The sequence below is a fragment of the Bradyrhizobium sp. LVM 105 genome, from assembly GCF_003957705.1.
In the GTDB taxonomy this organism is placed as follows: domain Bacteria; phylum Pseudomonadota; class Alphaproteobacteria; order Rhizobiales; family Xanthobacteraceae; genus Bradyrhizobium; species Bradyrhizobium frederickii.
Map to the genome: position 1 here is coordinate 183,868 of NZ_QZMV01000015.1, position 24,256 is coordinate 208,123.

General features: G+C 65.3%; 27 protein-coding genes. 16 read left to right on the plus strand and 11 right to left on the minus strand.

The window, feature by feature from the left end; genetic code table 11:
* Nucleotides 1-38 precede the first annotated feature (38 nt).
* Together D6B98_RS31560 and adhP are read left to right on the plus strand one after the other, a co-directional pair.
* Nucleotides 39-449: a DUF2000 family protein gene (locus tag D6B98_RS31560; RefSeq protein WP_126260917.1), complete on the plus strand. Its 411-nt coding sequence runs from the start codon at nt 39-41 to the stop codon at nt 447-449.
* Between the two features lie 138 nt (nt 450-587).
* Nucleotides 588-1,613 (plus strand): alcohol dehydrogenase AdhP, encoded by a 1,026-nt coding sequence (adhP, locus tag D6B98_RS31565; protein WP_126260918.1) that lies wholly within the window; start codon nt 588-590, stop codon nt 1,611-1,613.
* Nucleotides 1,614-1,617: 4 nt separating this feature from the next.
* Here the strand turns inward: adhP and D6B98_RS31570 are convergent, their stop codons facing one another.
* From D6B98_RS31570 to D6B98_RS31580, 3 genes are read right to left on the minus strand one after another with little or no spacing between them, the layout of a single operon-like run.
* On the minus strand, nt 1,618-2,031 hold the full coding sequence (locus tag D6B98_RS31570; protein ID WP_126260919.1) for a GFA family protein: 414 nt from the start codon (nt 2,029-2,031) through the stop codon (nt 1,618-1,620).
* Nucleotides 2,032-2,043: 12 nt separating this feature from the next.
* Entirely contained in the window at nt 2,044-2,508 is a 465-nt protein-coding gene (locus D6B98_RS31575) for an SRPBCC family protein (protein ID WP_126260920.1), read from the minus strand.
* Nucleotides 2,505-2,840 (minus strand): ArsR/SmtB family transcription factor, encoded by a 336-nt coding sequence (locus tag D6B98_RS31580; protein ID WP_126260921.1) that lies wholly within the window; start codon nt 2,838-2,840, stop codon nt 2,505-2,507. Before D6B98_RS31580 ends, D6B98_RS31575 begins: the two co-directional genes overlap by 4 nt.
* Before the next feature lie 108 nt (nt 2,841-2,948).
* Between D6B98_RS31580 and D6B98_RS31585 the strand changes: the two genes are divergently transcribed.
* From D6B98_RS31585 to D6B98_RS31610, 6 genes are all read left to right on the plus strand, one after another.
* Nucleotides 2,949-3,635: a TetR/AcrR family transcriptional regulator gene (locus D6B98_RS31585; protein WP_126260922.1), complete on the plus strand. Its 687-nt coding sequence runs from the start codon at nt 2,949-2,951 to the stop codon at nt 3,633-3,635.
* On the plus strand, nt 3,632-4,549 hold the full coding sequence (locus D6B98_RS31590) for an HlyD family secretion protein (protein ID WP_245481503.1): 918 nt from the start codon (nt 3,632-3,634) through the stop codon (nt 4,547-4,549). Before D6B98_RS31585 ends, D6B98_RS31590 begins: the two co-directional genes overlap by 4 nt.
* Entirely contained in the window at nt 4,546-5,478 is a 933-nt protein-coding gene (locus D6B98_RS31595; RefSeq protein ID WP_126260923.1) for an ABC transporter ATP-binding protein, read from the plus strand. The genes D6B98_RS31590 and D6B98_RS31595 overlap by 4 nt, the downstream gene beginning before the upstream one ends.
* Entirely contained in the window at nt 5,475-6,638 is a 1,164-nt protein-coding gene (locus D6B98_RS31600) for an ABC transporter permease (protein ID WP_126260924.1), read from the plus strand. Before D6B98_RS31595 ends, D6B98_RS31600 begins: the two co-directional genes overlap by 4 nt.
* Before the next feature lie 110 nt (nt 6,639-6,748).
* Entirely contained in the window at nt 6,749-8,056 is a 1,308-nt protein-coding gene (locus tag D6B98_RS31605; RefSeq protein WP_126260925.1) for an adenylate/guanylate cyclase domain-containing protein, read from the plus strand.
* Nucleotides 8,057-8,213: 157 nt separating this feature from the next.
* A complete protein-coding gene (locus D6B98_RS31610) occupies nt 8,214-9,128 on the plus strand; it encodes a PhzF family phenazine biosynthesis protein (RefSeq protein WP_126260926.1) in 915 nt (304 codons plus the stop codon).
* 119 nt (nt 9,129-9,247) lie between these two features.
* Here D6B98_RS31610 and D6B98_RS31615 read toward each other — a convergent pair whose 3' ends face one another.
* Nucleotides 9,248-9,709, minus strand: a complete 462-nt coding sequence (locus D6B98_RS31615) for a DUF488 domain-containing protein (RefSeq protein ID WP_126260927.1) — start codon at nt 9,707-9,709, stop codon at nt 9,248-9,250.
* A 139-nt stretch (nt 9,710-9,848) separates the two neighbouring features.
* A complete protein-coding gene (locus D6B98_RS31620; protein WP_164718994.1) occupies nt 9,849-10,670 on the minus strand; it encodes a DUF72 domain-containing protein in 822 nt (273 codons plus the stop codon).
* A gap of 117 nt (nt 10,671-10,787) precedes the next feature.
* Here D6B98_RS31620 and D6B98_RS31625 point away from each other — a divergent pair, with 117 nt between their 5' ends.
* The 4 genes from D6B98_RS31625 (at nt 10,788) to D6B98_RS31640 (ending at nt 14,324) form a co-directional block, all read left to right on the plus strand.
* Complete coding sequence (locus D6B98_RS31625) at nt 10,788-11,168, plus strand: hypothetical protein (protein WP_126260929.1); 381 nt, start codon at nt 10,788-10,790, stop codon at nt 11,166-11,168.
* A gap of 71 nt (nt 11,169-11,239) precedes the next feature.
* Entirely contained in the window at nt 11,240-11,443 is a 204-nt protein-coding gene (locus D6B98_RS31630; RefSeq protein ID WP_126260930.1) for a hypothetical protein, read from the plus strand.
* Between the two features lie 240 nt (nt 11,444-11,683).
* On the plus strand, nt 11,684-12,817 hold the full coding sequence (locus tag D6B98_RS31635) for a glycosyltransferase family 2 protein (protein WP_126260931.1): 1,134 nt from the start codon (nt 11,684-11,686) through the stop codon (nt 12,815-12,817).
* Between the two features lie 4 nt (nt 12,818-12,821).
* Nucleotides 12,822-14,324, plus strand: a complete 1,503-nt coding sequence (locus D6B98_RS31640) for a glycosyltransferase family 39 protein (protein WP_126260932.1) — start codon at nt 12,822-12,824, stop codon at nt 14,322-14,324.
* A gap of 5 nt (nt 14,325-14,329) precedes the next feature.
* Here the strand turns inward: D6B98_RS31640 and D6B98_RS31645 are convergent, their stop codons facing one another.
* The gene (locus D6B98_RS31645) at nt 14,330-16,216 is read right to left on the minus strand and encodes a CHASE2 domain-containing protein (protein ID WP_126260933.1); all 1,887 of its coding nucleotides are present in this window, start codon (nt 16,214-16,216) and stop codon (nt 14,330-14,332) included.
* A 92-nt stretch (nt 16,217-16,308) separates the two neighbouring features.
* Nucleotides 16,309-16,833: a FecR domain-containing protein gene (locus tag D6B98_RS31650; RefSeq protein ID WP_164718995.1), complete on the minus strand. Its 525-nt coding sequence runs from the start codon at nt 16,831-16,833 to the stop codon at nt 16,309-16,311.
* Between the two features lie 691 nt (nt 16,834-17,524).
* Between D6B98_RS31650 and D6B98_RS31655 the strand changes: the two genes are divergently transcribed.
* On the plus strand, nt 17,525-18,616 hold the full coding sequence (locus tag D6B98_RS31655; RefSeq protein WP_164718996.1) for a DUF2778 domain-containing protein: 1,092 nt from the start codon (nt 17,525-17,527) through the stop codon (nt 18,614-18,616).
* Nucleotides 18,617-18,647: 31 nt separating this feature from the next.
* Here the strand turns inward: D6B98_RS31655 and D6B98_RS31660 are convergent, their stop codons facing one another.
* The 3 genes from D6B98_RS31660 to D6B98_RS31670 all read right to left on the minus strand — a co-directional run bounded on the left by D6B98_RS31660 (nt 18,648) and on the right by D6B98_RS31670 (nt 21,352).
* A complete protein-coding gene (locus tag D6B98_RS31660) occupies nt 18,648-20,000 on the minus strand; it encodes a caspase family protein (RefSeq protein WP_126260936.1) in 1,353 nt (450 codons plus the stop codon).
* Between the two features lie 108 nt (nt 20,001-20,108).
* Nucleotides 20,109-20,747, minus strand: coding sequence for a glutathione binding-like protein (locus tag D6B98_RS31665; protein WP_126260937.1), 639 nt, complete (start codon nt 20,745-20,747; stop codon nt 20,109-20,111).
* An 11-nt stretch (nt 20,748-20,758) separates the two neighbouring features.
* Nucleotides 20,759-21,352, minus strand: a complete 594-nt coding sequence (locus tag D6B98_RS31670; protein WP_126260938.1) for a cysteine hydrolase family protein — start codon at nt 21,350-21,352, stop codon at nt 20,759-20,761.
* Between the two features lie 129 nt (nt 21,353-21,481).
* On the opposite strand from D6B98_RS31670, the gene D6B98_RS31675 reads away from it, so the two are divergent.
* The 3 genes from D6B98_RS31675 (at nt 21,482) to D6B98_RS31685 (ending at nt 23,545) form a co-directional block, all read left to right on the plus strand.
* Nucleotides 21,482-22,321: a LysR family transcriptional regulator gene (locus tag D6B98_RS31675; RefSeq protein WP_126260953.1), complete on the plus strand. Its 840-nt coding sequence runs from the start codon at nt 21,482-21,484 to the stop codon at nt 22,319-22,321.
* Between the two features lie 128 nt (nt 22,322-22,449).
* On the plus strand, nt 22,450-23,199 hold the full coding sequence (gene lepB, locus D6B98_RS31680; protein WP_126260939.1) for a signal peptidase I: 750 nt from the start codon (nt 22,450-22,452) through the stop codon (nt 23,197-23,199).
* A gap of 70 nt (nt 23,200-23,269) precedes the next feature.
* Nucleotides 23,270-23,545, plus strand: a complete 276-nt coding sequence (locus tag D6B98_RS31685; protein ID WP_126260940.1) for a GIY-YIG nuclease family protein — start codon at nt 23,270-23,272, stop codon at nt 23,543-23,545.
* 336 nt (nt 23,546-23,881) lie between these two features.
* Here D6B98_RS31685 and D6B98_RS31690 read toward each other — a convergent pair.
* Nucleotides 23,882-24,256: TCP-1/cpn60 chaperonin family protein (locus tag D6B98_RS31690; protein WP_283810176.1), on the minus strand; the 375-nt coding region annotated here is incomplete at its 5' end.

Sequence of the window (24,256 nt, forward strand, 5' to 3'; positions counted from 1 at the left end):
CCAAGTGGCGCGCCCCGGAATGACAGTCGAGGAATTGCATGCAGTTCGACACCAAGATCGCAGTCGTGATCCGCACCGATCTTCAGGTCTGGCAGAAGCTCAACGTCGCCGCCTTCCTCACCAGCGGCATCGCCGCCGCTTTTCCCGAATGCATCGGCGAAGCCTACGAAGACGCCTCAGGCACGAAATATCATGCGCTGATCGGTCAGCCGATCCTGATCTATGGCGCCGACGGTCCGGCGTTGTCGCGCGCGCTGGACCGTGCGCTCACGCGCAACGTCAAGCCGGCGGTCTATACCGAGGACATGTTCAGCACCACGCATGATGCCGCCAACCGCGAGGCGGTGAGGGCAGTGGCGCGCAACGATCTCAATCTCGTCGGCATCGCCATGCGCGCCGAGCGCAAGGTGATCGACAAGATCCTTGACGGCCTCAAGTTCCATAGTTGACACGTCGACATTTCGCCCAGCGTCATCGTTGTGTCATGATGGGGCTGGCCTTGCGCAAACTTTGTGCTGTTTGACCCCCGTCAAAGGGAGCGGGTGTGGCATCGCTAGTCTGCTTCACAACGCGCAAAGGAGCAGCAGATGCCGACCATGAAAGCCGCAATCGTCAAGCAATTCGGCAAGCCATTGGTGATCGAGGACGTGCCGGTGCCGCAGCCCGGTCCCGGCGAGGTTCTGGTCAAGGTCAAGGCCTGCGGCGTCTGCCACACCGACCTGCACGCGGCCTCCGGGGACTGGCCCGTGAAACCGGTTCCGCCCTTCATTCCCGGCCACGAGGCGGCCGGCATCGTCGCCGCGCTCGGGCCCGGTGTAAAGAATCTGAAGGTGGGGGATGCCGTGGGCGTCGCCTGGCTGCACGATGCCTGCATGGCTTGCGAATATTGCGAGACCGGCTGGGAGACCCTGTGCGAGCACCAGCACAACACCGGCTACAGCGTCAACGGCGGCTTCGCCGAATATGTCATCGCCTCGGCAGCTTTCGCAGCAAAGCTGCCGGCGACGGTCGATTTCGCTGCCATCGCGCCGATCCTGTGCGCCGGCGTCACCACTTACAAGGGCTTGAAGGAGACGGAGGCCAGGCCCGGCGAGTGGGTGGTGATCTCAGGCGTCGGCGGGCTTGGTCATGTCGCGATCCGGTACGCCAAGGCGATGGGGCTCAAGGTCGCTGCCGTCGACATCGCCGAGGACAAGCTCGCGTTGGCGCGCGAAACCGGCGCCGATCTCGCGGTCAGTGCGCTCGCGGATGGCGCGGTGGACAAGGTGCTGACGGCAACCGGCGGCGGGGCTCACGGCGTGCTGGTGACGGCGGTCTCGACCGCCGCGTTCGGCCAGGCGCTGAAGATGGTGCGCCGGAAGGGCACCGTCAGTCTCGTCGGCCTGCCGCCGGGCGAATTCCCGACGCCGATCTTCGACGTCGTGCTCAAGCGCATCACGGTGCGCGGCTCGATCGTCGGCACGCGGCGCGACCTCGACGAAGCCGTCGCCTTCGCTGTGGAAGGCAAGGTGAAGGCCGAGGTAACCAAGGTGCCGCTTGCGCAAATCAACGATGTCTTCGAGCGGATGAAGGCCGGCAAGATCGACGGCCGCATGGTGCTGGATTTCGGCTAGCGCCTCATCCGGGCGGCATGCCTGCGAACTTTAGCAGGCTGGGGTCGATCTGATCCCAGTCATGGGCGCGCGCCGCGAAAGTGATTGCTTGCGGCTTGTAGCGGGCCGGCTCGTCGAGGCTTGCGGCGCGGATCGTGAAGACGTCGGGCTGCGCCGCGAAGGTCATATACACGGCCACGCCGCATTGCGTGCAGAAACCCCGCGTCTTCACCTTGCCGCTGTCGGCGACCATGTCCCAATGCCTGGCCTCGCCAGCGACCGTGACGCCGGCCCGCGCGAACGTCGCGTACGAGCCATGGCCGCTGCCGCTTTCCCGCTGACAGTCCCGGCACTGACAATGATTGCTGAACAGGGGCTCACCCAGAATCGAATAGCGGATCGCGCCGCAGGCGCAGCCGCCGGTATAGGGCTTGTCCATGGTGATGCGTCCTTACTTGTCTTCGCCGGAGATGGCATCGAGCCGCTGCAGCACCTTGACCCAGCCATCGCTCATGTTGCGATAAGCGGTATCGTTCTTCGGCGTCACGAAGCCCGAATGCACCACACGCACGCGCGTGCCTGCTTCGACCGGTGTGAGCGACCAGGTGACGACCGTGTCGAGCGCCGAGCCGTAACCGGTATTGCTCTCGTCGCCGCCCTTCCAGGCATAGGCAAAGCGCTGGTTCGGCACGACCTCCAGAACGCGGCAATGGATCGTGCCGTCCCAGGCGCCGGCCGGATTGGTCTTGAAGGTGAAGGTGTTGCCCTCGACAGCCTCGAAACCGGTCGGCGGCATCAGCCAGCGCGCAATCAACTGAGCGCTGGTCAGCGCCTTCCAGATCGTCGCGACGGCGTGAGGGAAGACCTCGTCGAGGACGATGTCTTGGGTTTGGACTTTGGAAGCAACTGCACTCACGGATCGATCTCCTTCAACAGGTCACGCAGGTTCTGGAAGCGCTCGCGCCAGAACACACCGTAATGGTCCATCCAGGTGACCAGGGGCTCGAGCCCCTCCGGCGCGGCGCGGTAATAGACGTTGCGGCCCTCGGCGCGCTCGGCGACGAGGCCCGCCTGCTTCAGCGACTTCAGGTGCTGCGAGACCGCGCCCTGGGTCACGCCGCTGCCGCGCGTCAGCTCGGCGACGCTGATCTCCTTGCTCTCGAACACGCGCTCGAACACGGCCCGCCGCGTCGGGTCGGCGAGGGCGCGCATCACGGCGGTGACGGGGTTTGGGGCAGCTTCGGTCATGACGTTAAATTAGTATACACTAATTCATTAGTCAACACTAATTCGTCAGTCCCGCCCTAATGCATCGTAGGACTTGACTATGACTGACTAGTCAGTCATAAATTACCCATGCCAAAGAAATCGACCAGGCTCGCCAAACCGTCTGCAGAGGGTGGAGACCATCCGTCCGCGACCCGCGGAGAGATGCCCGCGTCGAACCGCGCGGCGCGCGCGCTGGAGCGGCGCGCGGCCATCGTCGAGGCGGCGATGGAGGAATTCATCGCCCGCGGCTTTGCCGCGACGCGGCTCGACGACATCGCCAAGCGTGCCGGTGTCGCCAAGGGCACGATCTATCTGCACTTCAAGGACAAGGAATCGATGTTCGAGGAGCTGGTGCGCATCGTGATCGTGCCGGTCGTGGCGCGGCTGACTGCGCTGCCGCCGCCGACGGGCTCGGTGCGCGACCTCATCGAGGCCTTTGCCGGCAACTTCCTCAAAGAGGTCATCGGCACCAGGCGCGGCGATCTGGTGCGGCTGATTGTGGCGGAGGGGCCGCGCTTTCCTGCCGTCGCCGACTTCTACTACCGTGAGGTCGTCTCGCGCGGCATCGCCGCCATGCGCGGTCTGATCGAGCTCGGCATCGCCCGCGGCGAGATTCGCCAGAAGGACCTCGCACACTATCCGCAGATCCTGGTCGCGCCGGCGATGATCGCGGTGATCTGGCAGAGCCTGTTTGCGCGGCATGCGCCGCTCGACGCGCAGGACATGCTGCGCGTCCATCTCGATCTGATTTTTGGCGAACGGAGGACGACATGAGGTCGTCGCGAACCATTTCTCACCACATCCTGAGGAGCGCGGAACGCGCGTCTCGAAGGATGCAGGCCCGGTTGCGGCTCCTCGCCCTTCGAGACGCCGCTTCGCGGCTGCTCAGGGTGAGGGATCGACAGCAATATCTGCCGCGCCTTTGCTCGATCGTGGTTCTGGTGTTCGCGACCTCGCTTGCCGGCTGCAACGAGAAGCGCGATCCCGGCTTCCAGGGCTGGGTCGAGGCCGACATGATCTTCGTCAGTCCGGACGAAGCGGGGCGGGTGACGAAGCTCAATGTCCGCGAGGGCGACGAGGTCAAGGTCGGCGATGCTCTCTATTCCGTCGATGACGATCTCCAGCGCGCCGATCTCAACCAGAACAAGGCGACGCTGGCGAATGCGCAGCAGACCTATGATCGCGCGGCCTCGCTGAGCAAGACCGGCTCGGGCACGCAGGCCAATCTCGACTCCGCCGTGTCCGCGTTGCGTGTCGCGGAAGCGCGGGTGGCGACGTCGGAAACGCGGATGGCGCGGCGCAAGGGCTTTGCGCCCGTTGCCGGCACCATCCAGCAGATTTATTTCCGCGAGGGGGAGATGGTGGCGGCGCAGCGGCCGGTCCTGTCGATCATGCCGCCCGGCAACATGAAGCTGCGCTTCTTCGTGCCGGAGACGGCGCTGCCGAAGCTTGCGATCGGCGATACGGTGCGCGTCTCCTGCGACAATTGCGCGGCCGATCTGACCGCAAAGATCTATTTCATCGCGACCTCGGCCGAATACACCCCGCCGGTCATCTACAGCCTCGATGAGCGCAGCAAGCTGGTCTATCTGGTCCAGGCGCGGCCCTCGCGCCCCGACGCGCTACGGGTCGGCCAGCCGATCGACGTCTATCTCAACCCCAAGACTCCGGTGGCGGACAAGCGATGAACGGCGGCAACGGCATCGCGATCGACGTCAAGGGCCTGAGCAAATCGTTCGGCGGCCGCGAGGTCGTGCACGATCTGTCGATGCAGGTGAGGCGCGGCTCGATCTACGGATTTCTCGGGCCGAACGGCTCCGGCAAGACCACCACCATCCGCATCCTCTGCGGGCTGCTCACGCCCGACAGCGGCGAGGGCACCTGCCTCGGCTACGATATCCGCCGCGATGCCGAGAAGATCAAGCGCCAGGTCGGCTACATGACCCAGCGCTTCAGCCTGTACCAGGATCTCTCCGTGCGCGAGAACCTCGAATTCGTCGCGCGGCTCTACGGCCTGGCTGACGCGCGCGGCGCCGCACGCGACATGGTCAAGCGGCTCGGGCTCTCAGGGCGCGAGGGGCAGCTTGCGGGCGAGCTCTCCGGCGGCTGGAAACAGCGGTTGGCTCTCGGAGCCTGCACGCTGCCCAATCCACAATTGTTGCTGCTCGACGAGCCTACCGCCGGCGTAGACCCCAAGGCGCGGCGCGATTTCTGGAACGAGATCCATGCACTCGCCGCCGAGGGCCTCACCGTGCTGGTCTCGACCCATTACATGGACGAGGCCGAGCGCTGCCACGAGATCGCCTACATCGCCTATGGCCATCTGCTGGCCCACGGCACGGTGGAGGAGGTGATCGCGAAATCCGCGCTGACGACCTACACCGTGACGGGCGAGGACCTCAACGCGCTTGCGGCCGAGCTCATCGGCAAGGCGGGGGTCGACATGGTGGCACCGTTCGGCACCTCGCTGCACGTTTCGGGGCGCGACGTCGCCGCGCTCGAAGCCAGCATCGGGCCGTGGCGCGAAAGAAGCGGCCTGCACTGGCACAAATCGTCGCCCTCGCTGGAAGACGTGTTCATCGAGCTGATGGGGCGCTCCAAGGACAATTTCCAATGAGCGCCGTCGAACATCCCGCGCCACGGCACGACATCCGGGAGCGCTTCGGTTTCCTGCGGCGCTCCTATGCAATGCTGATCAAGGAGTTCATCCAGCTGGGGCGCGACCGCGTCTCGTTCGCGATGATCGTGATGCTGCCGGTGATGCAGCTCATGCTGTTCGGTTACGCCATCAATACCACGCCGCATCATCTCCCGAGCGCGGTGCTGCTCCAGGAGGATTCCGACCTTGCCCGCTCGATCCTGAAGGCTCTGGAGAACACCGCCTATTTCCGCTTCCTCTACGAAGTCCACGACGTCGAAGAATTCGACAATCTCCTGAAATCCGGCAAGGTGCTGTTCGGTGTCGAGATCCCGCGCGGCTTCGAGCGCGCGGTGCGGCGCGGCGACAAGCCGGCGCTGCTGGTCGCCGCCGACGCCACGGACCCGGTCGCGGCGAGCGCGGCGATCGGTTCGCTCGGCATGGTCGTGCAGACCGCGCTCAAGCACGATCTCTATATCGGCGATCCCCCGGAGATGCCGTTCGAGATCCGCGCGCATGCGCGTTACAATCCGGCAGCGGCCTCCAGCCTCAACATCGTGCCAGGCCTCGTCGGCACCATCCTCACTATGACCATGCTGATCTTCACCGCGCTGTCGGTCACGCGCGAAGTCGAGCGCGGCACCATGGAGAGCCTGCTGTCGATGCCGATCAAGCCGGTCGAGGTGATGCTCGGCAAGATCATCCCTTACGTGCTGGTCGGCTTCGTCCAGGCCTTCCTCATCATCAGCATCGGCGTCGGCCTGTTCGGCGTGCCCGTGCTCGGCAACCTCGTCCTGCTGGCGCTGCTCTCGACCCTGTTCATCACCACCAATCTGTCGATCGGCTACACCATATCGACACTGGTGCAGAACCAGCTTCAGGCGATGCAGATGTCCATGATGTTCTTCCTGCCAAGCATCTTGCTGTCCGGCTTCATGTTTCCGTTCGCTGGCATGCCGGCCTGGGCGCAATATGTCGGCGAATGCCTGCCGCTGACCCATTATCTGCGCATCGTCCGCGCCATCATGCTGAAGGGGGCGACCATGCAGAATTTGCACTTCGACACGCTGGCGCTGGCGGCTTTGATGCTGTTCGCCATGACCATCGCCGTGACGCGCTTCCGCCGTACGCTGGATTGAGGCAAAGTGTCGATTGAGAGTCATTCCGCGGCACGCGTAGCGTGAGCCCGGAATCTCGAGATTCCGGGTTCGATGCTGACGCATCGCCCCGGAATGACCTTGGGGGGATGATGGCCAAGTTTGCGAGCAGGAAAGCGCGGCAGCATGCCGTCTTGTCGGAGGACTTCGAGCGCGAGCTGACGCGGGAGGTGCTGCGCACCGAGCTGCTCCGGGTGCGGGCGCTGATCGCGACCGGCTGCGTCATGACGCTGTTCCTCACCGCGATGTATTTGATCGCCCCCGCCGTGGTGAACCGGGTCTGGCGCGGCACCGAAGGGCTCGCCGAAGTCTACGGCCTGCTCGTCGGGTTCATTTTGTTCGAGGTCTGGGTCCACACCCAGATCAGGAAGAACCTCCGCCTCGATCGCGACCTGCCCGTGGTCAGGCGCTATATCGGCGCGCTGATCGAGACATCGGTGCCGACGGTGATCCTGATCCTGCAAATCCGGACCATGGGCGCAACCCAGGCGCTCGGCTTCGTCGTGCCGCTGATCTATTTCATCTTCGTCATCCTCTCGACCCTGCGGCTCGACTTCTGGCTCTCGACCTTTACCGGCTTCGTCGCTGCTGCCGAGCTGTTCGCGGTCGCACTGGTCTACGACGCCTCGAGCAGCATCGGCGCACCCCAGCTCTATTTTCACGCGGTCCGCAGCACCATCATCCTGATCTGCGGCGTGCTCGCTGGCGCCGTCGGCGCGCAACTGCGGCGGCAGTTCGCCGCGAGCATCGCGGCCGCCACCGCGCGCGACCGGGTCACCAATCTGTTCGGCCAGCACGTCTCGCCGCAGGTGGTGGAGCGGCTGATGACGGCGGGAACGCGCGCAAGCGGCGACGTCCGCCGCGTCGCGGTGATGTTCGTCGATTTCCGCGGCTTCACGGCCGGCGCGCAGTCGCGCACGCCGCAGGAGGTGGTCGACCGGCTCGACGGCGCCTTCGCCGTGCTGGTGGATATCCTCGATCGCCACGGCGGCATCGTGAACAAGTTCCTGGGCGATGGCTTTCTCGCCCTGTTCGGCGCGCCGCTGGAAGCATCCGACGCCGCGCACCGCGCGGTCGCCGCCGGTCGCGAGATGCTCCGGGCAATGGACCGCATCAACGCAGAGACGAGCTGGCCGCTGCGGATCGGCATCGGCATCCATTTCGGCGAGGTCGTCGCCGGCAATATCGGCTCGCCCCGGCGGAAGGAATACACCGTCATCGGCGACACCGTGAACTTCGCCTCGCGGCTTGAGGCTCTGAACAAGGATTTCGGCTCGCAGCTCCTGATCTCCGCATCCGTGCGCGACGCGCTGGGAGCCGACGGCAGCGATGCCGTCGCGCTCGGCGAAGTCGAGGTGCGCGGCTACGAGCAGAAGGTGCCGGTGTTTCAGCTGGGGTAGCGCGCCTTCACAGGTCACTCCCGCTCGATCGAAGCGGGATCGCGCTTGCGAATGCTCCGATTGCTCCGAATTTTAGGGCATGACGAGCGATATCGCGGGCTTGTAGACTGCCGGCGATGCGGCCGGTTGCGGCCGCGACTTGCATGGGGAAGTGACGATGCAGCGCCGCTACATCACCGTTGACGTGTTCACCGATCGCGCCTTCGGCGGCAACCAGCTCGCCGTGGTGCTCGACGCCGGCGGGCTCACGACGGCGCAGATGCAGGCGATCGCCACCGAATTCAACTATTCCGAGACCACCTTCGTGCTGCCGCCGCACGACAAGGCCAATGATGCGCAGGTCCGCATCTTCACGCCGGTGCAGGAGATTGCCTTTGCGGGCCATCCCAACGTCGGCACCGCCTTCGTGCTCGCCTCGATGGCGAAGGAGCCGAAGCCGCGCCTGCTGTTCGAGGAGAAGGCCGGGCTCGTGCCCGTCGACATCGTGAGAGAGCAGGGCCGGGTGACCAGGACCGAGCTGACCGCGCCGCAGCCGCTGGAGCGGCTCTCACGACTGTCGGCTGCCGAAGCCGCGAGCTGCATCTCGCTCGTCGCGGACGACATCAAGACAGACATTCACGAGCCTGAGATCGTCACCGTCGGGAACGCGTTTCTGGTGATGGAGCTGCATTCGCGCGAGGCGCTGAAACGCGCGCGGCCGGATGCGGCAGCCTACGGCAAGGTCTTGCCGCGCGACGGGGCCCGCTCGGTGTGGTTCTATACGCGCGACGTGCCCGCGGCGGAGGTGCCTTGCGAACGCCAGGCGCGGATGTTCATGCGCGGCGCCAGCGGTCTCGTCGAGGATCCCGCCACCGGCAGCGCGACGGTCGCCGCCGCCGCGCTGTTCGCCGATCTCGATCCCGTGCGCGACGGCGAGCTCAAGCTCACCATCGGCCAGGGTTTTGACATGGGCCGGCCGAGCATCTTGCTGACGCGCGTGAGCAAGCAGGGCGGCAAGATCGTCTCCGCCCATGTCGGCGGACAATGCGTGCAGATGATGGAAGGAACGTTCAGGCTCGCGGGGGAGGGCTAGATCTATCAATCCGTCATTCCGGGGCGCGTAGCGCGAGCCCGGAATCCATCGAGCGGCAGGGTTGGTAGATGCATGGATTCCGGGCTCAGCGCTTCGCGCTGCCCCGGAATGACAGGTCACTACACCTGCCGTCCCACCAAGTTCGTCACCGCGACCCCATCGCGTTCCTCGATGATCTCCGCGATCATCTGGCGGTGGCAATGGGTATGGTCGCGCTCATAGCAGAGCAGGCACACCGGGCCTGCCTTCTTCATCAGCGCCGAGAGCTCGTCCATCGCTTCCCTGGCCTCGGGCGCCTTCAGGTGCTTTGAAAAAATCTTCTCCAGCACGTCGTACTGTCCGCTGCGTGCGGCGAGGCGGCCTTCCCTGGGCGTACCGAGCGCGGCGAGGTGGACATAGGCGATGCCGCGTTCGTCGAGCCCCGCCGCAAGCTGCTTCTTGGAAAAGCCCGGCCGGCGCGACGACGTCACCGCGCGCACGTCGACCACGAGCTTGACGCCGGCCTCTTCCAGCTCGTCCAGCACCGCCTTGGGCGGCGTCTGTTCATAACCGATGGTGAACAGCTCTTTCGCCTTTGCCATGGATCACCTCAAGTTATGACAGGGGAGGCCGTCATGCCCGGGTTTGTCCCGGGCATCCACGTTCTTCGTGCCGCGCAGCAGCCATGACGTGTGGAGGCTTCGGTGCTCTCAACTACAAGCGACAAAGGCCATAGCTCGCTCAGCTCACCCGCGCGATCAGTTCCATGGCGCCGGCCGGTGCGCGCACCTTGCCCTCGTGAATGACATAGGCGAACACGTCGCGCGGCGCCTTCTTCGGCCTGGCTTCGTCCACTTTGGGCAGGTCGTCCGGTTCACCGCCGGAAGCCCAGGCTTGAAAGCGCTCGGCCCAGGCATCGAGCTGCTTTGGCGGATAGCAGGTCTTGATCTCGTCATTGCCCTTCTGAAGCCGGGCATAGACGAAATCGCCGGCAACATCGGCGATGGCGGGATATTTGCCGTGCTCGGCGAACACCACGGGCGTCTCGAATTCGCGGATCAGCGCCACGAAATCCGGCGTGCAGAAACTGTCGTGGCGAACCTCGACGACGTGGCGCAGTGCGCGCCCCTCGAGCTTGCGCGGCAGCAGTTCCAGGAACTTGCCGAAATCGGCGCCGTCGAATTTCTTGGTCGGCGCGAACTGCCACAGCACCGGCCCAAGATGGTTGCCGAGTTCCAGCACGCCGGAATCATAGAAGCGCTTGATGGAATCGCCTGCTTCCGCCAGCACGCGGCGATTGGTGGCAAAGCGCGGTCCCTTCACCGAGAACACGAAACCCTCGGGCACCTCGCTCGCCCATTTGCGAAAGCTCTCCGGCTTCTGCGAGCCATAATAGGTGCCGTTGATCTCGATCGAGGTCAGCTTCGAGGCCGCATAAGACAGCTCCTTCGCCTGCGCCAGCTTCTCCGGATAGAACACGCCGCGCCAGGGCTCGAAGGTCCAGCCGCCGATTCCGATGAAGATGTTGCCGGATTTTTTGGACGCGGTTTTTGCTTTGGCCACGGAAGATCTCGCATCGACGGGGAGGGAAGACTGCATCCTAGTCAAACGAGATGTGATTGGCCAGTTCTCGCCTCCGGTCTAAGCTCGGCAGTGCGATCTGCGAAAAAGGAGAACAAGATGCGGATGCTGATGCTGGGAGCGGCGCTCGGCATGATGACATCTGCCGCCATGATGTCCTCGGTCATGGCGGATGACGACGGCGCCAAGGGCGCGCAGAAGCTCGCCCAGCAGGGCCGTGACGATTACTGGCATTGCCTGGCGCGGGAATATTCGCGCGACAGCAATCAGGGAATGACGGAACAGGATTTTAGCCGCTCGGTCGCGGGCGCCTGTCGGTCGGAGCGGCAATATTACCGGGTGGCGCTGCTCGACTATCTCACCACGCAATATCCTGAGATCGATGCCGGCGCCCATCTCGCGACCGCGAACAGGGCGGTGGAATCCGCGCAGAAGGACATCGTGACGGCCTTCGTCAAGCACAGGCCACCGGCGAAGTAGGGCCGTGGCCCTTCCGGCTCCGCGCGCATCCGTGGTATCACAGCGCGCATCTGGAACAGGGATGGGTTTCCATGGCGTCTGAGTCGGTGGGGGGCATTTTGGGCGCGATCGTTGCCGCGATCGTGCTTGCGGTCGCCGTCGTCTTCGGGCCGATCGGCCAGTACGGCAAGCCGCCCAAACCGGCGAAAGCCGAGCAGGCCCCGACTGCGGCACCCGCAGCCCCCGCCGCGCCCGCTCCGCGCGGCCCGATCATCCGGGAAGTGCCGAACCAATAAGGCTTAAATTCCGGTTTCCGGCCCCTTGCGAAGCTGTCTTGTCGTTCCTATCTAGGTTCTAACGGCGACGTTGAGCGAAAACTCCGGCGCTGGGACGACCTTGGAATAGCTTAGGCTTGCGCCGGATGTACGCGCAGCCCGCCGTTCCGGGGTCGTTGGCATTTTAGGCCCCCTTTTGGGGCTTTTCCCACAGACCTCCCGGCTTGGCAGCGCAGGATGCGGCAGATATACGCTGCCGTCATGAATGAAGCGATCAGACCGGGCTCCGACAACCCGCGACAGGCTCAAGAGGGCCCGGAACTGTCGGTCATCGTCCCGACCTTCAACGAGCGCGACAACGTCACGGTGCTGTACCGGCGCCTGGAGGCGACGCTCACCAATGTCGCGTGGGAGGTCGTGTTCGTCGACGACAATTCGCCCGACGGCACCTGGGACGTGGTGCGCGCGCTGGCGCAGGAGGACAGCCGCGTGCGCTGCATCCGCCGCATTGGCCGCCGGGGTCTGTCAGGCGCCTGCATCGAGGGCATCCTGGCCTCCAGCGCGCCCTTTGTCGCCGTGATCGATGCCGACCTCCAGCACGACGAGACGCAACTTCCGAAGATGCTGTTGCTGCTCGCCAGCGACCAGGCCGATCTCGTGGTCGGCAGCCGCTACATCGAGGGCTACAAGAGCGAAGGCTTCAACAAGCAGCGCGCCGGCGCCAGCGCGCTGGCGACCGAGGTCGCAAGGAAGATGCTCCGGGTCGAGATCGCCGATCCGATGAGCGGATTCTTCATGATCCGCCGCGACCGGTTCGAGCAGCTCGCGCCGAAGCTGTCCGTGCACGGTTTCAAGATCCTGCTCGACGTCGTCGCGACCGCGCACGGCAACTTGCGGGCGGTCGAGATTCCCTACACCTTCGGCGCCCGTCAGCACGGCGAGAGCAAGCTCGATTCCATGGTCGCGCTCGACTTCCTCGGCCTCGTGCTCGCCAAGCTGAGCAACGACATCGTCTCGCTGCGCTTCATCCTGTTCGCGATGGTCGGCGGCATCGGCCTCGTGGTGCATCTGGCCACGCTGTTCATCGCGCTTCAGCTGTTCAACGCGCCGTTCGCGGAGGCGCAGGCCGCCGGCGCCATCGTCGCCATGACCAGCAATTTCGTCCTCAACAACTTCCTCACCTATCGCGATCAGCGGCTGAAGGGGTTTGCGCTGCTGCGCGGCCTGATCGCCTTCTACATCGTGTGCAGCGTCGGCCTGCTCGCCAATGTCGGCGTCGCCTTCTCGGTCTACGACCAGGAGCCGATCTGGTGGCTGGCCGGCATGGCCGGCGCGCTGATGGGCGTGGTGTGGAACTACGCGATGTCCGGACTGTTCGTCTGGCGCAAGAAATAGCGCGATGGGCGGGGCTGACGCGCGGATCGTCCGCAACACCGCGCTGCTGATTCTCGCGCTGGTGGCCCTGCGGCTCATCGCGGCCGCGTTGACGCCGATCACCTTCGACGAAGCCTATTACTGGATGTGGTCGAAGAACCTGGCCGGGGGCTATTACGACCACCCGCCGATGGTCGCCTACGTGATCCGCGCCGGCACCATGATCGCCGGCGATACCGAGCTCGGTGTCCGCCTGGTCTCGATCCTGCTGGCGCTGCCGATGAGCTATGCGGTCTACCGCTCCGCGGCGATCCTGTTCGGCGGGGCGCGCGTCGCGGCGACCAGTGCCATCCTGCTCAACGTGACGCTGCTGGCCTCCGTCGGCACGCTGATCGTGACGCCGGATGCGCCGCTGCTGGTCGCATCCAGCTTCGTGCTGTTCTTCCTCGCCAAGGTGCTGGAGACCGGCCGCGGCGTCTGGTGGCTCGCGGTCGGCGCGGCGGTCGGCGCGGCGCTGCTGTCGAAATACACCGCGATGTTCTTTGGCGCCGCGATCCTGATCTGGCTCGGTTTCGTGCCGAAGCTGCGGCGCTGGTTTCTCTCGCCCTGGCCCTATCTCGGCGGCCTCGTTGCGCTCGCGCTGTTCGCGCCGGTGATTCTCTGGAACGCGGACCATCAATGGGTCTCGTTCGCAAAGCAGCTCGGCCGCGCCAGGATCGAGGACTTCCGTCCGGTCTTTATCGCCGAGCTGATCCCGACCCAGATCGCGTTCGCGACCCCCTTGGTCTTCATCCTCGGCGCGATGGGTCTGCACGCGCTGACCTGGCAGCGCGCGGGCGCGCTGGCCTCGCGCGTGCTGATCGAGGCGATGTTCTGGACCATCGTCGCCTATTTCGTCTGGCATTCGCTGCATGCCCGCGTCGAAGCCAACTGGTTCGCGCCGGTCTATCCGCCCTTCGTCATTGCTGCCGCGGCCGCCGCCAACCTCGTGCAGTGGAAGCCTCGTGCGCGGCGCCTGGCGGATGTCTGCCTGCGCTGGGCGGCGCCCACCGGCATCGTGATGTTTGCCGCGCTGATCGTGCAGGCCAACACCGGCTGGCTGTCGGGCTATCGCCGCGATGCCACCGTGCGCAGCGTCGGTGTCGGCTGGCGCGAGCTCGCCGCGGGAATCGAAGAGGTGCGCGCGCGCCATGGCGCGAGCTGTGTGCTCGCGCAGGACTACGGCACCACGGGATGGCTCGCTTTCTATTTGCCGCGCGGCACCTGCGTGCTGCAGCAGAACCAGCGTATCCGCTGGGTCAACATGGGCGAGCCCGATCCCAAGCTGCTTGCAGGCAAGCTGCTCTATGTCGACGAGCTGCGCTCCGGCGGTCACCCTGTCCTCAGCGATCTCTTTGCGAAGGTCACGCAGGTCGCGCAATTGCAGCGCAAGCGCGGGCCGCTCGTGGTCGAGACCTACAGCATCGATCTGCTCGAAGGCGCCAAGGGCGACGTGCTGGATCGCTCGCCGCCGCCGGAAGCAAGATAGCTACCTCAGCCGATCACTTCGGCCTTGACCGCAGCCTGGCCCGGGCCGCGTTGATCGCGCCAGAACCACACCGTCACGACCCCTGAGCGGCCGCGGATGCGGGCGAGCAGGGGTCCCGACAGGATGCCGTCGGGATCCCCGTGGAAGTCGGCTGCATCCAGCAGCGTATCGCTGAGCGCGAGCCGGGCGCCGTTCTGGGCGGCCACCTCCATCAGCCGGCTCGCGACGTTGACGGTGTCGCCCGTCGCCGTGATGTGCTGGTGACTTTCGCCGAGCCGCGAGGCGACGATCTCGCCGAAATGCGCGCCGATCTTGAAGCCGAGTCGATCGCCGATGGCCGGCGGCAGCGAGGCGATCCAGCGTTCGACGCTGCGATGCAGGTCGATCGCACATTTCAGCGCGCGCGCCGGATCATCGGGCATCGCACCCGGAAGTCCGAACAGGATCATGGCGCCGTCGCCGAGAAAGCCGGTGATCGTGCCGCCGCAATCAACTGCAACCTTGTCGATCAGCGCGTGGAATGCCTTCAGGACCTCCTGGATCGCATCCGGATCGGTCCGTTCGCTCAGGGCGGTGAAGCCGGAGAGATCGATGAAGACCACCGCTGCGTTCTGCCGGACGGGTTTTGACAGGAAATTCGGATCGCGCGCCAGCCATCCTTGCACTGCAGGTGACTGGAACCGGGCAAGCGACTTGCTCTTGGCGGCGAGATATTGCGTGCGGCGGCCTCCGGCCCACAGCTGTACACCGGCAAAGATCGCAACCGGAGGCACCGCGGCGGCCAGCGTGGTTGCCGCATTCAGCCAGACGCCATGCGTGAACGCGAGCGTATTGAGCGCAGCCCAGGCGATCATCACAGCGGCCGCCGCCATAATGCCGAGCGCGCTGCGGCGCCAGGCGAGCAAGCCGACCAGCAGCATCGGCAGCAGGATCGCAGCCAGCGCGTCGGCGATACGAACCCTGTGGTCGCGCACGATGCCGTCGCCGGCCACAAGATGGGTGATCGCTGTCGAGACCACCTCGACGCCGGGCATCAACGAATCGAACGGTGTGGGATAGAAGTCGCCGCCGCCGGCGACCGAAGCGCCGATCACGACGATCCGGTTTTCGATCGCCGCGCGATCGAGCGTGCCGTCGAAGATGCTCTGCGCGCTGACGGTGCGGATGGTGCGTCGCGGACCGTAATAGGTGATCGGCAGCGCGAAATCGGTGTCGGTCGGCACCGCGCGGTCGCCGAGCATGAGACGATCCGGCGCGATCGTCAGCGGCTTGTCGAGCGCGCGGCTGGCGACCCGCAGGGGGAACGACAGCTCGACCTTGTCGTGGGTCCGGAACAGCATCGGCACTGAGAGTGGAGAGCCAGACTGTCCTGTCGCGACATTGACGACGCCGACCTCGGCGTGGTCGGCGAACGCCGGCAACGGCAGCAGGAAGCGTTCGGCTTGCGGCAGCACGGCGAGGGGACCCTGGCTGCTCGGCTCCACGGTTTCGCTGGCGCTGGGGAAGATCGCCGCGGCGGCGAGCACCATGGGACCGGTCGCCAGCGTGTTGGCCAGCGTGGCGTCGCCGATCGCAGCGCTGCGATCGACGAGCAGGAGATCGATCGCGACCACCTTCGGCTTGAACTGCACGATGGTGTCGACGACGCGGGCGAGGTCGGCGCGCGGCAGCGGATAGCTTCCGCCGCGCTTCACCACGGTATCGTCGATCGCAACGATGGTGACGAGGTCTGGCGGACGCTGCACGCCGCGGATTTGGGTCCGCCAATCGGTCAGCGTTGCTTCGAGGCGGTCGAGAAAGCGCAGATGCCCGTAGCCGTGCGCGGCATAGATGCCCGCGCCCCACAGCGCGGTGAGGATGAGTGCCACCAGGATCTGAACGCGTCTAGTCACTACGTGCTGCAATCTTCTTTGTTCTAAGTCCTGTTGGCCAAGTCTCTTACTGGCCAAGTCTCTTACTGGCCAAGTCTCTTACTGGCCAAGTCTTACTGGCCGAGCCTTGCCATCAGCGCGTCGACGCGCGGCTGGCCCCATGTCTTGATCGTCAACGGGCCGGTCGCTTCCACGTCGACGCCTTCGCCGGGACCGAGAACGACGCCGCGCCCGGGTGTCCTGCGGTTGACGCCGACCCGGCCGTCAGCAACGAAGACGGAGGTCTTGGCCTCGGCGGCATCGACGGCCCATCTGGTGCCACGCACCGCGGCGATCGCCTGCGGCGTCAGCACCTTGAAGGCATTGCCCCGGGGCTTCCTGGGCACCTCGACCAGCAGCGCTTTGCTGCTCAACTCGACGGAGTCTATATGTCCGTCGCGGTTGGCGTCCTTTAGTTCAAATCTGGCGCCGTTTTCTGCGACGATGGTGATGCCGTTGTCGCAGCGCAAAATTTGTGTGCCCGCGGTAGATGGCGCTGCCGTGCAGCCCGCATTGGCCGCAGGCTGTGCAATTGCAGAACCAATCAACAGAAACGACGACGCCAGGGCGAAAAACCCGGCGCGCGCGAACCCACTCATGCCAGCCTCCGTTTGCGTGCTTGGCACAGTTCAAGGCGATGTTGATACGGTACCGTATCATCCGCAGAGGCTGCTGAAAAGTGCCGCCCTGTCAGCTATTTCCCCGCTGCGGCATTTTCCAGTCCGGTCCGATCAACTTTCGGTCAGGGAAGGCCGGTGCCACGTGAGTTGCGCTGTCCGACGCGTGATGGCGTGAGCGGCCCAACGCGGGCGCCAAGGGAGCGCCAAGAGAGCCAAGTGAGAGGTGGAGGGACGCATCGCACGCCAGCCTCGCGCAATGCGTCCCCGTTATCATCCGGGCATAGAGGATCACGAAAAGGACTTGGTTGGATGCGCTTAAAGGCGCGGCCGGAGAGGCCCGCTGACTACACCGATCTGGCCGAGAATCATGGTTAACAGACGCGCCTAAGTCCGTACTTCTGCGGGCTTTTTTCTCAAAATGGGACAGCGTTGACGAGCCGCCCTACATCCGCCCGAACTTAATCCGCATTTAACTAAAAGTCGCCTTAATGACGCTCCGACCCTCTGCGAGATGCTGTTCCCGGATCGTGACCAGCGGCACTTTGAAGGGGGACTGAGTGACACCGTCCTGGACGCAAGGCGAATGAGTACGAGTATCGCTGCGCCGAGTAACGCGGCACGGAAATCGAAAAATTTCTCGAAAAGCCATTCGCGGAAATCTTCCCGGCAAATGACCACGACCAATTGGCTTGGCGCCGCGGCGATCGGCTGCGCCGTGATGGGCGCCGGCTGGACCATCTACAGCAACGTCTTCGGCGCGAGCGTCTATCCGACCGTCGGCAGCATCGGCTACGACGAGCCCGTGATCAAGCGGGCGCCCAAGGTCGCGCTGCGCGAGGCTGGCGAGGCCATCAAGGACGCTTTTGCGCTCCTGCCTGACCGGTTGCAGGTGGCAGCCCCGATCTCGCGCGAGATGTTCAACGAGCGCTTTGCCGCAGCTGCGACGCAGGGCGTGCCCTCGAATGCTTCGAGCGCCGCATCCGCGACCCAGGTTGCCGTGGCTAACGACCCGCCGAAGCAGAGCGTGATCGCCAAGGTCGCGGAAGCGCTGAAGCCGTCGGCCCCGGCCAAAGTCGCCGACAAGACCACCGACAAGGCCGCAGACAAGACCAAGCGCGCTCCGGATGCCCAGATCCAGCTCGCCTCGGCCGATCCGGCCCAGATCGTGCCGGCACCCGAAGGCAAGAAATCGTTCGCCGATCGCGCCAAGGCCGCGGTGATGTCGATCACCTCGCCGCGTCAGTCGATGGTGGAAAAGCTCTGGGGCAAGCGTGATCCGTCCGGCGGGCTGCTTGCTTATGCCTCGGCCGATGCCAGCATCACCGCGTCCATCGCGCCGAAGGAGCAGAACCCGATGTTCGGCGGCGCGCCGCCCTATGAGCGCGACACCGCGGTCTACGACATCACCGCCAAGACGGTGTATCTGCCCGACGGCACCAAGCTCGAGGCGCATTCCGGCCTCGGCTCCAACCTCGACGACCCGCGCTCCCAGCGCCAGCGCATGCGCGGCGTGACACCGCCGCACATCTACACGCTGAAGCCGCGCGAGGCGCTGTTCCACGGCGTGCCCGCGCTGCGCCTGACCCCGATCGGCGGCGAGAGCGCGATCTACGGCCGCGACGGCCTGCTCGCGCACACCTTCATGCTCGGGCCGAACGGCGATTCCAACGGCTGCGTGTCGTTCAAGGACTATTACGCGTTCCTCGACGCCTACCGCAACAAGGGCATCCGCAAGCTCGCGGTGCTGGCGCGGGTGGAGTGAGGCGAAGCGCGCCTCACCGCTTTCTGCACGATCAACGCTTGACGAAAACAAGATTGCAGGCGCGCGCCTCGTTGCGCTTGCCGGTGCCGCGGCTGCGATCGAACTGCGCATCGACCGTGAAGGCGTAAGGCGAGCCCGGCGCGAGGTTGTTGAGCGTGTACGCGCTTGCTCCGGTCGTTCCGCGCGCGCTCAACGTCGTCCTGCCGTCGGCCGGGATCTGGCCGTCGATCTCCAGGCGGTTGACGTCCTTGCCTTGAGCCTCGGCGTGAAACACGCCGTTGGTGACGGTGGCGACCAGGGGCCTGGTGAAACCCTGCGCTTTGCCGGCGGGCGGGCAGTTCAGGGTCACGTCCCAGTGGCCGTCGAAATCATTGCTGCCGGTGGTCCTGGCATTGCCGCTCGGTGCTACCGCCACCTTCTGCTTCAGGCTGTCGATCCGCGCCTTGGCGAGGCTGGCGAAGCTGCAACTCGAAAATCGCGCCAGATGATCCTCGAAGACGCCGACGGTGCCGATTCCGTCCGCTGCCTTCCAATGGGCCTCCGCGGCTGCGCAAGGGTCGGGCCGCGGCGCGGCTTGCGGCGCCGCCGGGGCGAGCGTGACCGCGACCGGGCCGTTCAGATAGAACTTGCCGATGATCGACAGTGACAGCTCCGGCAGCTGGGTCTTGCCGCTGGCGTCATAGACGTCGCTGCTGATGTCGCGAAAGACGTCGCCGATCTCCTGCGGCTCCTCGATGTGCTTCAGGAACGCCGTCGTGTAGGGGCTGTTGCGGCCAACGCCGTCGGCGGCGACCTGGCCTGATTGCGTCGAGAACGACACGATGGTGCCGCGCGGCGCCTCGACCTTCGACAGACCGCGCCCGATCGAGGCGGCCCGCGTCGTGCCGGCGGAGCGTTTGAGCGTTTCTGCCAGTGGATTGTCGCGGCAGGAATCGAGCACCAGGATGCGCAGGTTCTTGGCCTGCTGCAGGTCGTTCACGATGTCGTCGACCCGGACGAAACGCTTGAGGTCCGCTTCATCGGTCAGCGAGGCGTCGACGGGCATCAGATAGTTCACGCCGTTGTACTGCATCGCATGGCCGCTGTAGTAGAACAGGGCGACGTCGGCTCTGCTCGCCGCGCGCGCGAAGCGGATGGTCAGGTCCTGCATGTCGGCCTGGCGCAGATCGATGCCTTGGATCACCTCGAAGCCGCTGCGCCGCAGCGAAGCCGCCACGTCCTCGGCATCGTGCGACGGGTTGGGAAGCCGCGCCGTCGAGGCATAGGCGCCGTTGCCGACGACGAGCGCGACCCGCGTCTCGGCTGATGCGGGACCAAGGCCCAGCCAGCAGGCGAGGAGAGCCAGGGAGAATCCGGGCAGCTGAAGACCTGAAAAAGCGCGCATGAAAACCGTCCGGGAAATATTGAAAAATATCTTCCAGATTAGCGCATGCCGCGCCGGCATCAATGCCCTCGCGACGGGGCGATCGGATCCGCCGGCCGTGACATCCTGTCACGCAGCGCTGGCCGCCACGGTCTTGCGCAGCGCCATCTCGGTCGCGATCGCCTCCCGCACGGCGGGGCGCGCCTGCATGCGCGCGAGATAGGCCGACAAGGACGGCCATTGCGCGATGTCGACTCCCGCGGGACGCAGCAGCAGCAGGGCCCAGGTGAGGTGCGCATCGGCCACCGTGAAGCTGTTGCCGACGAGGAATTCGCGCTGCGCCAGATGCGCAGATGGCACCGACAAGGTCTGCATGATCCTTGCGCGCGGCTTGGCGAGCGAGCCGTCGTCCTTGTACCAGAAGGCTGGAAACAGGAACGCCTTGTGAATCTCGGCGCCGACGAAGCTCAGCCATTCCTGGAGGCGATAGCGATCGGGATCGCCGGGCGGCGGCGCAAGACGCGCCTCCGGCTTCGCATCGGCGATGTATTGCAGCACGGCCGCGCTCTCGGTCAGCCGCTCGCCGTTCTCCAGCACCAGGACCGGCACCGCGCCTTTCGGCGACAGGTCGCGGAAATCGCTGCCGTCGTCCGCGACCTGCTTGGTCCAGATATGGGCGAGGTGATACCGCGCCTCGATACCGGCCTCCATCAGCGCGATGCGGCTCGAGAGCGAGCAGGCCATCGGGAAGAAATAAAGCTGCAGCATCGCACGCTCCATCAAGTCAGTGCTTCGACTTGCGCGATGATCGCGAAGCGATCCGAGAGTTCGGCCAGCGCGACCTGATGGATCGTCCGGGCGTCCAGCGTGCCGCCGCGGCCGTCGGGCAGGTCGCGGGTGGCGCAGGCGTCGGCCGCGATCGTCGTGCGCAGGCCAAGGTCGAGCGCGGCGCGGGCGGTCGAGGAGACGCACATGTGAGTCATGAAGCCGGCCAGCACGATGTTCTTGCGTCCGGTTGCGGCAAGGCGCGCTTGCAGATCGGTGCCGACGAACGAGTTCGGCAGCGCTTTCTCGATCACGGGCTCGCTCGCGAGCGGTGTCAGGCGCTCGACGATCGCGCCGCGCGCGGCCTCGCGGTCGAACAGGCCGCCGGCGCGGCCCTTGTGCGCGACATGGAAGATCGCGGCTCCGCTCTCCCGTGCGCGCGCGAGCAGGCGCGCCGCCGCGGCGATCGCGGGTTGCGCATCGGGCAGGGCTAGCGGACCGGCACAATATTCGTTCTGGAGGTCGATCAGCACGAGGCAGGCCTCTTTGAGCTTCGGCGGATCGAGATCGGCGCCGGCGAGTTCGAGCAGGGTCTTCGGAGCGGTCATGCGGGGCGGGCCTTCCAGGGATATCGGATGCGCGACACTAGCGCGGCGACGGCCTGCCATTGTGCAGGACTATTGCAGCTTATGGCTGCAGATTTGCAGGGCGCGGCATCGCCTGCTAGGCTCGCCGGAATGAACTGGGACGATCTGCGCATCATTGCCGCGGTGAGGGACGAGGGCACCTATGCCGGCGCCAGCGCGCGGCTGCGCATCGACGAGACCACCGTCGGCCGCCGGCTCGCGCGCATCCAGCGCGATCTCGGCGTGCCGCTGTTCGATGCGGTGGACGGCCAGCGCCGGCCGACGCGCCATTGCGAGGCGGTGCTCGAGCATGTCGGGGCGATGGCCGCCCACGTCGCGGCGATCGACCGCATCAAGGAGAGCCAGCCGGGCCCGGTCGGCCGCCTGCGCATCGCCTCGACCAACGCGGTCGCCGAAGAGCTGCTGGCGCCGCGGGCAAGCAGCTTCCTGCGCGATCATCCCGGCCTGACCCTGCAATTCCTCACCTCCAGCGGCAACGTCAAGTTCTCGCGCTGGCAGGCCGATCTCGCCATCCGCCTGCGCAAGCCCGAGAAGGGCGACTTCACCATCTCCAAGCTCGGCGAGGTCAGGCTGTATTTCTTCGAGCCCGCCGACCGCTCGGGCGGCGAGCCCATCGCCTGCGTCTATCCGGACGAGCTCGACGCGATCCCCGAGCAGCAATTCCTCCGTGCCAAGCGTCTGACGAACGCGCGCTGCGTCACCGACAATGTCCGCATCATCCGCACCATGATCCAGTCGCATCAGGCCATCGGCGTGCTGCCCGAACACAGCTGCGGGCCGCTGCTCGCCGACCGCAGCCTGCGCGCCACGCTGCTGCCGAGGCGCCGCGACGTCTGGCTCCTGGTGCAGAACCATCTGAAGCGCGATCCGGCGACGCGCGTGACGATCGAGTGGGTACGTCACTGCTTCAAGGATTTGTCACACGGCTGATCGCTGGCGACGTTCATGATCTCGCATTGAACGCGGGCCGCGCGATGTGCGACCAAGTTCACGGAGCAGGGATTGCGCGCGCGCCAAGGTTGCGTAATCTCGTGAGGAGACTTGACCGGGGCAAGCGCATGACCACTCTTTCGCAAACGATCCGGCCCTCGACAGCCCAGTCGCGGGAATGGAAGGCGATTCTCATCCTGATCCTCATGGTCCCGGTGCTGTGGTCGCCGCTGATCCTGTTTCGCTTCGTCCTGTACCAGCCGTTCAGCATCCCTTCGGGTTCGATGACGCCGGCGCTTATGGTCGGCGACAACGTCTTCGCCGCCAAATACGCCTACGGCTACGGCCGCTATTCCTTCCCGTTCGCGCCGTCCTGGATCTCGGGTCGCGTCCTTGCCGCCGATCCGGAATACGGCGACATCGTCGTGTTCCGGACGGCGAAGGACAATTCGGTCGACTACGTCAAACGCGTGGTCGGGCTGCCCGGCGACCGCATCCAGATGCGGCAGGGCCGGCTCGTCCTCAACGACCGTCCGGTGACGCGCGTCGCCCTGGAGGCCATGCTTGCCGGCTCAACCTGCGGCGTGGACGATGGCGCAACCGTTAAGCGCTGGCGCGAAACGCTGCCGAACGGCGCGAGCTACGTGACGCATGATTGCGTCGAGAACGGTTATCTCGACAACACCAACGTCTTCACGGTGCCGCCGGGCCACCTCTTCGTGCTCGGCGACAACCGCGACAACTCCACCGACAGCCGGATGATGTCGACGTTCGGCTTCGTGCCGATGGACAATCTCGTCGGCAAGGTGACGCGAATCATCTGGTCGCTCGACGAAGACGGCGAGCCGCGCTTCGAGCGAATGGGGCAGGTGGAGTGAGGCCTCAGTCATTCCGGGGCGCGCCCTCTCTTGGGCGCGAGCCCGGAATCCATAGCCACAGGCGGATGGAATGGCCTACTATGTCTACATCCTCGCGAGTAAGAAGCACGGCACACTCTACATCGGCGTGACGAACGACCTCGTGCGCCGTGTGTCCGAGCACAAGACAAAGGCCGTTCCTGGCTTCACCACGAAGTACGGTGTGAGCAAGCTGGTCTTGTTCGAGATCTACGACGATCCCGCGAGCGCCATTGCGCGCGAGAAGGAGCTCAAGAAATGGCGGCGCGATTGGAAGACGCGCCAGAACCCGAATTGGGATGATCTTTATCCCGGGATCACCAGGTGAGGTTCATCCCGCACTCCTTCCCCCGTCATTCCGGGGCGGCGCGCAGCGCCGAGCCCGGAATCCATAACCACAGGCGGGCGGAATGGCCCGGCTACGCCTGTCGCCTGTAAGAAAGAGTGCAAGAAGTGCGGCGGGATTGGCGGACTCGATAATCGAGGATCGAAATTCGAACCGGGCTGATTTCTATCCCGGGATAACCAATCAAGGTTCGTGGTTATGGATTCCCGGCTCGCGCCCAAGAGGGCGCGCCCCGGAATGACGAAGGGAGAGGGTTTGCCACAAACAAAAACCCCGGCATCGCTGCCGGGGTTTCGTAGTTCTTGAGGTGGTTGGACCTTAGAAGTCCATGCCGCCCATGCCGCCGCCCGGGGGCATCGCCGGGCCGGCGCCGCCCTTCTTGGGCAGCTCGGCGACCATGGCTTCCGTGGTGATCAGCAGGGCTGCAACCGAGGCAGCGTTCTGGATCGCGGTGCGGACCACCTTGGTCGGGTCGATGATGCCCTTCTTGACGAGGTCGGCATATTCGCCGGTCTGGGAGTCGAAGCCGTAATTGTAGGCCTTGTTCTCCAGGATCTTGCCGACGATCACCGAGCCGTCTTCACCGGCGTTGATCGCGATCTGGCGAGCGGGAGCCGACAGCGCCTTGCGCACGATCTCGACGCCGGTCTTCTGGTCGTCGTTCTTGGTGCGCAGGCCCTTGAGCTGCTCGGA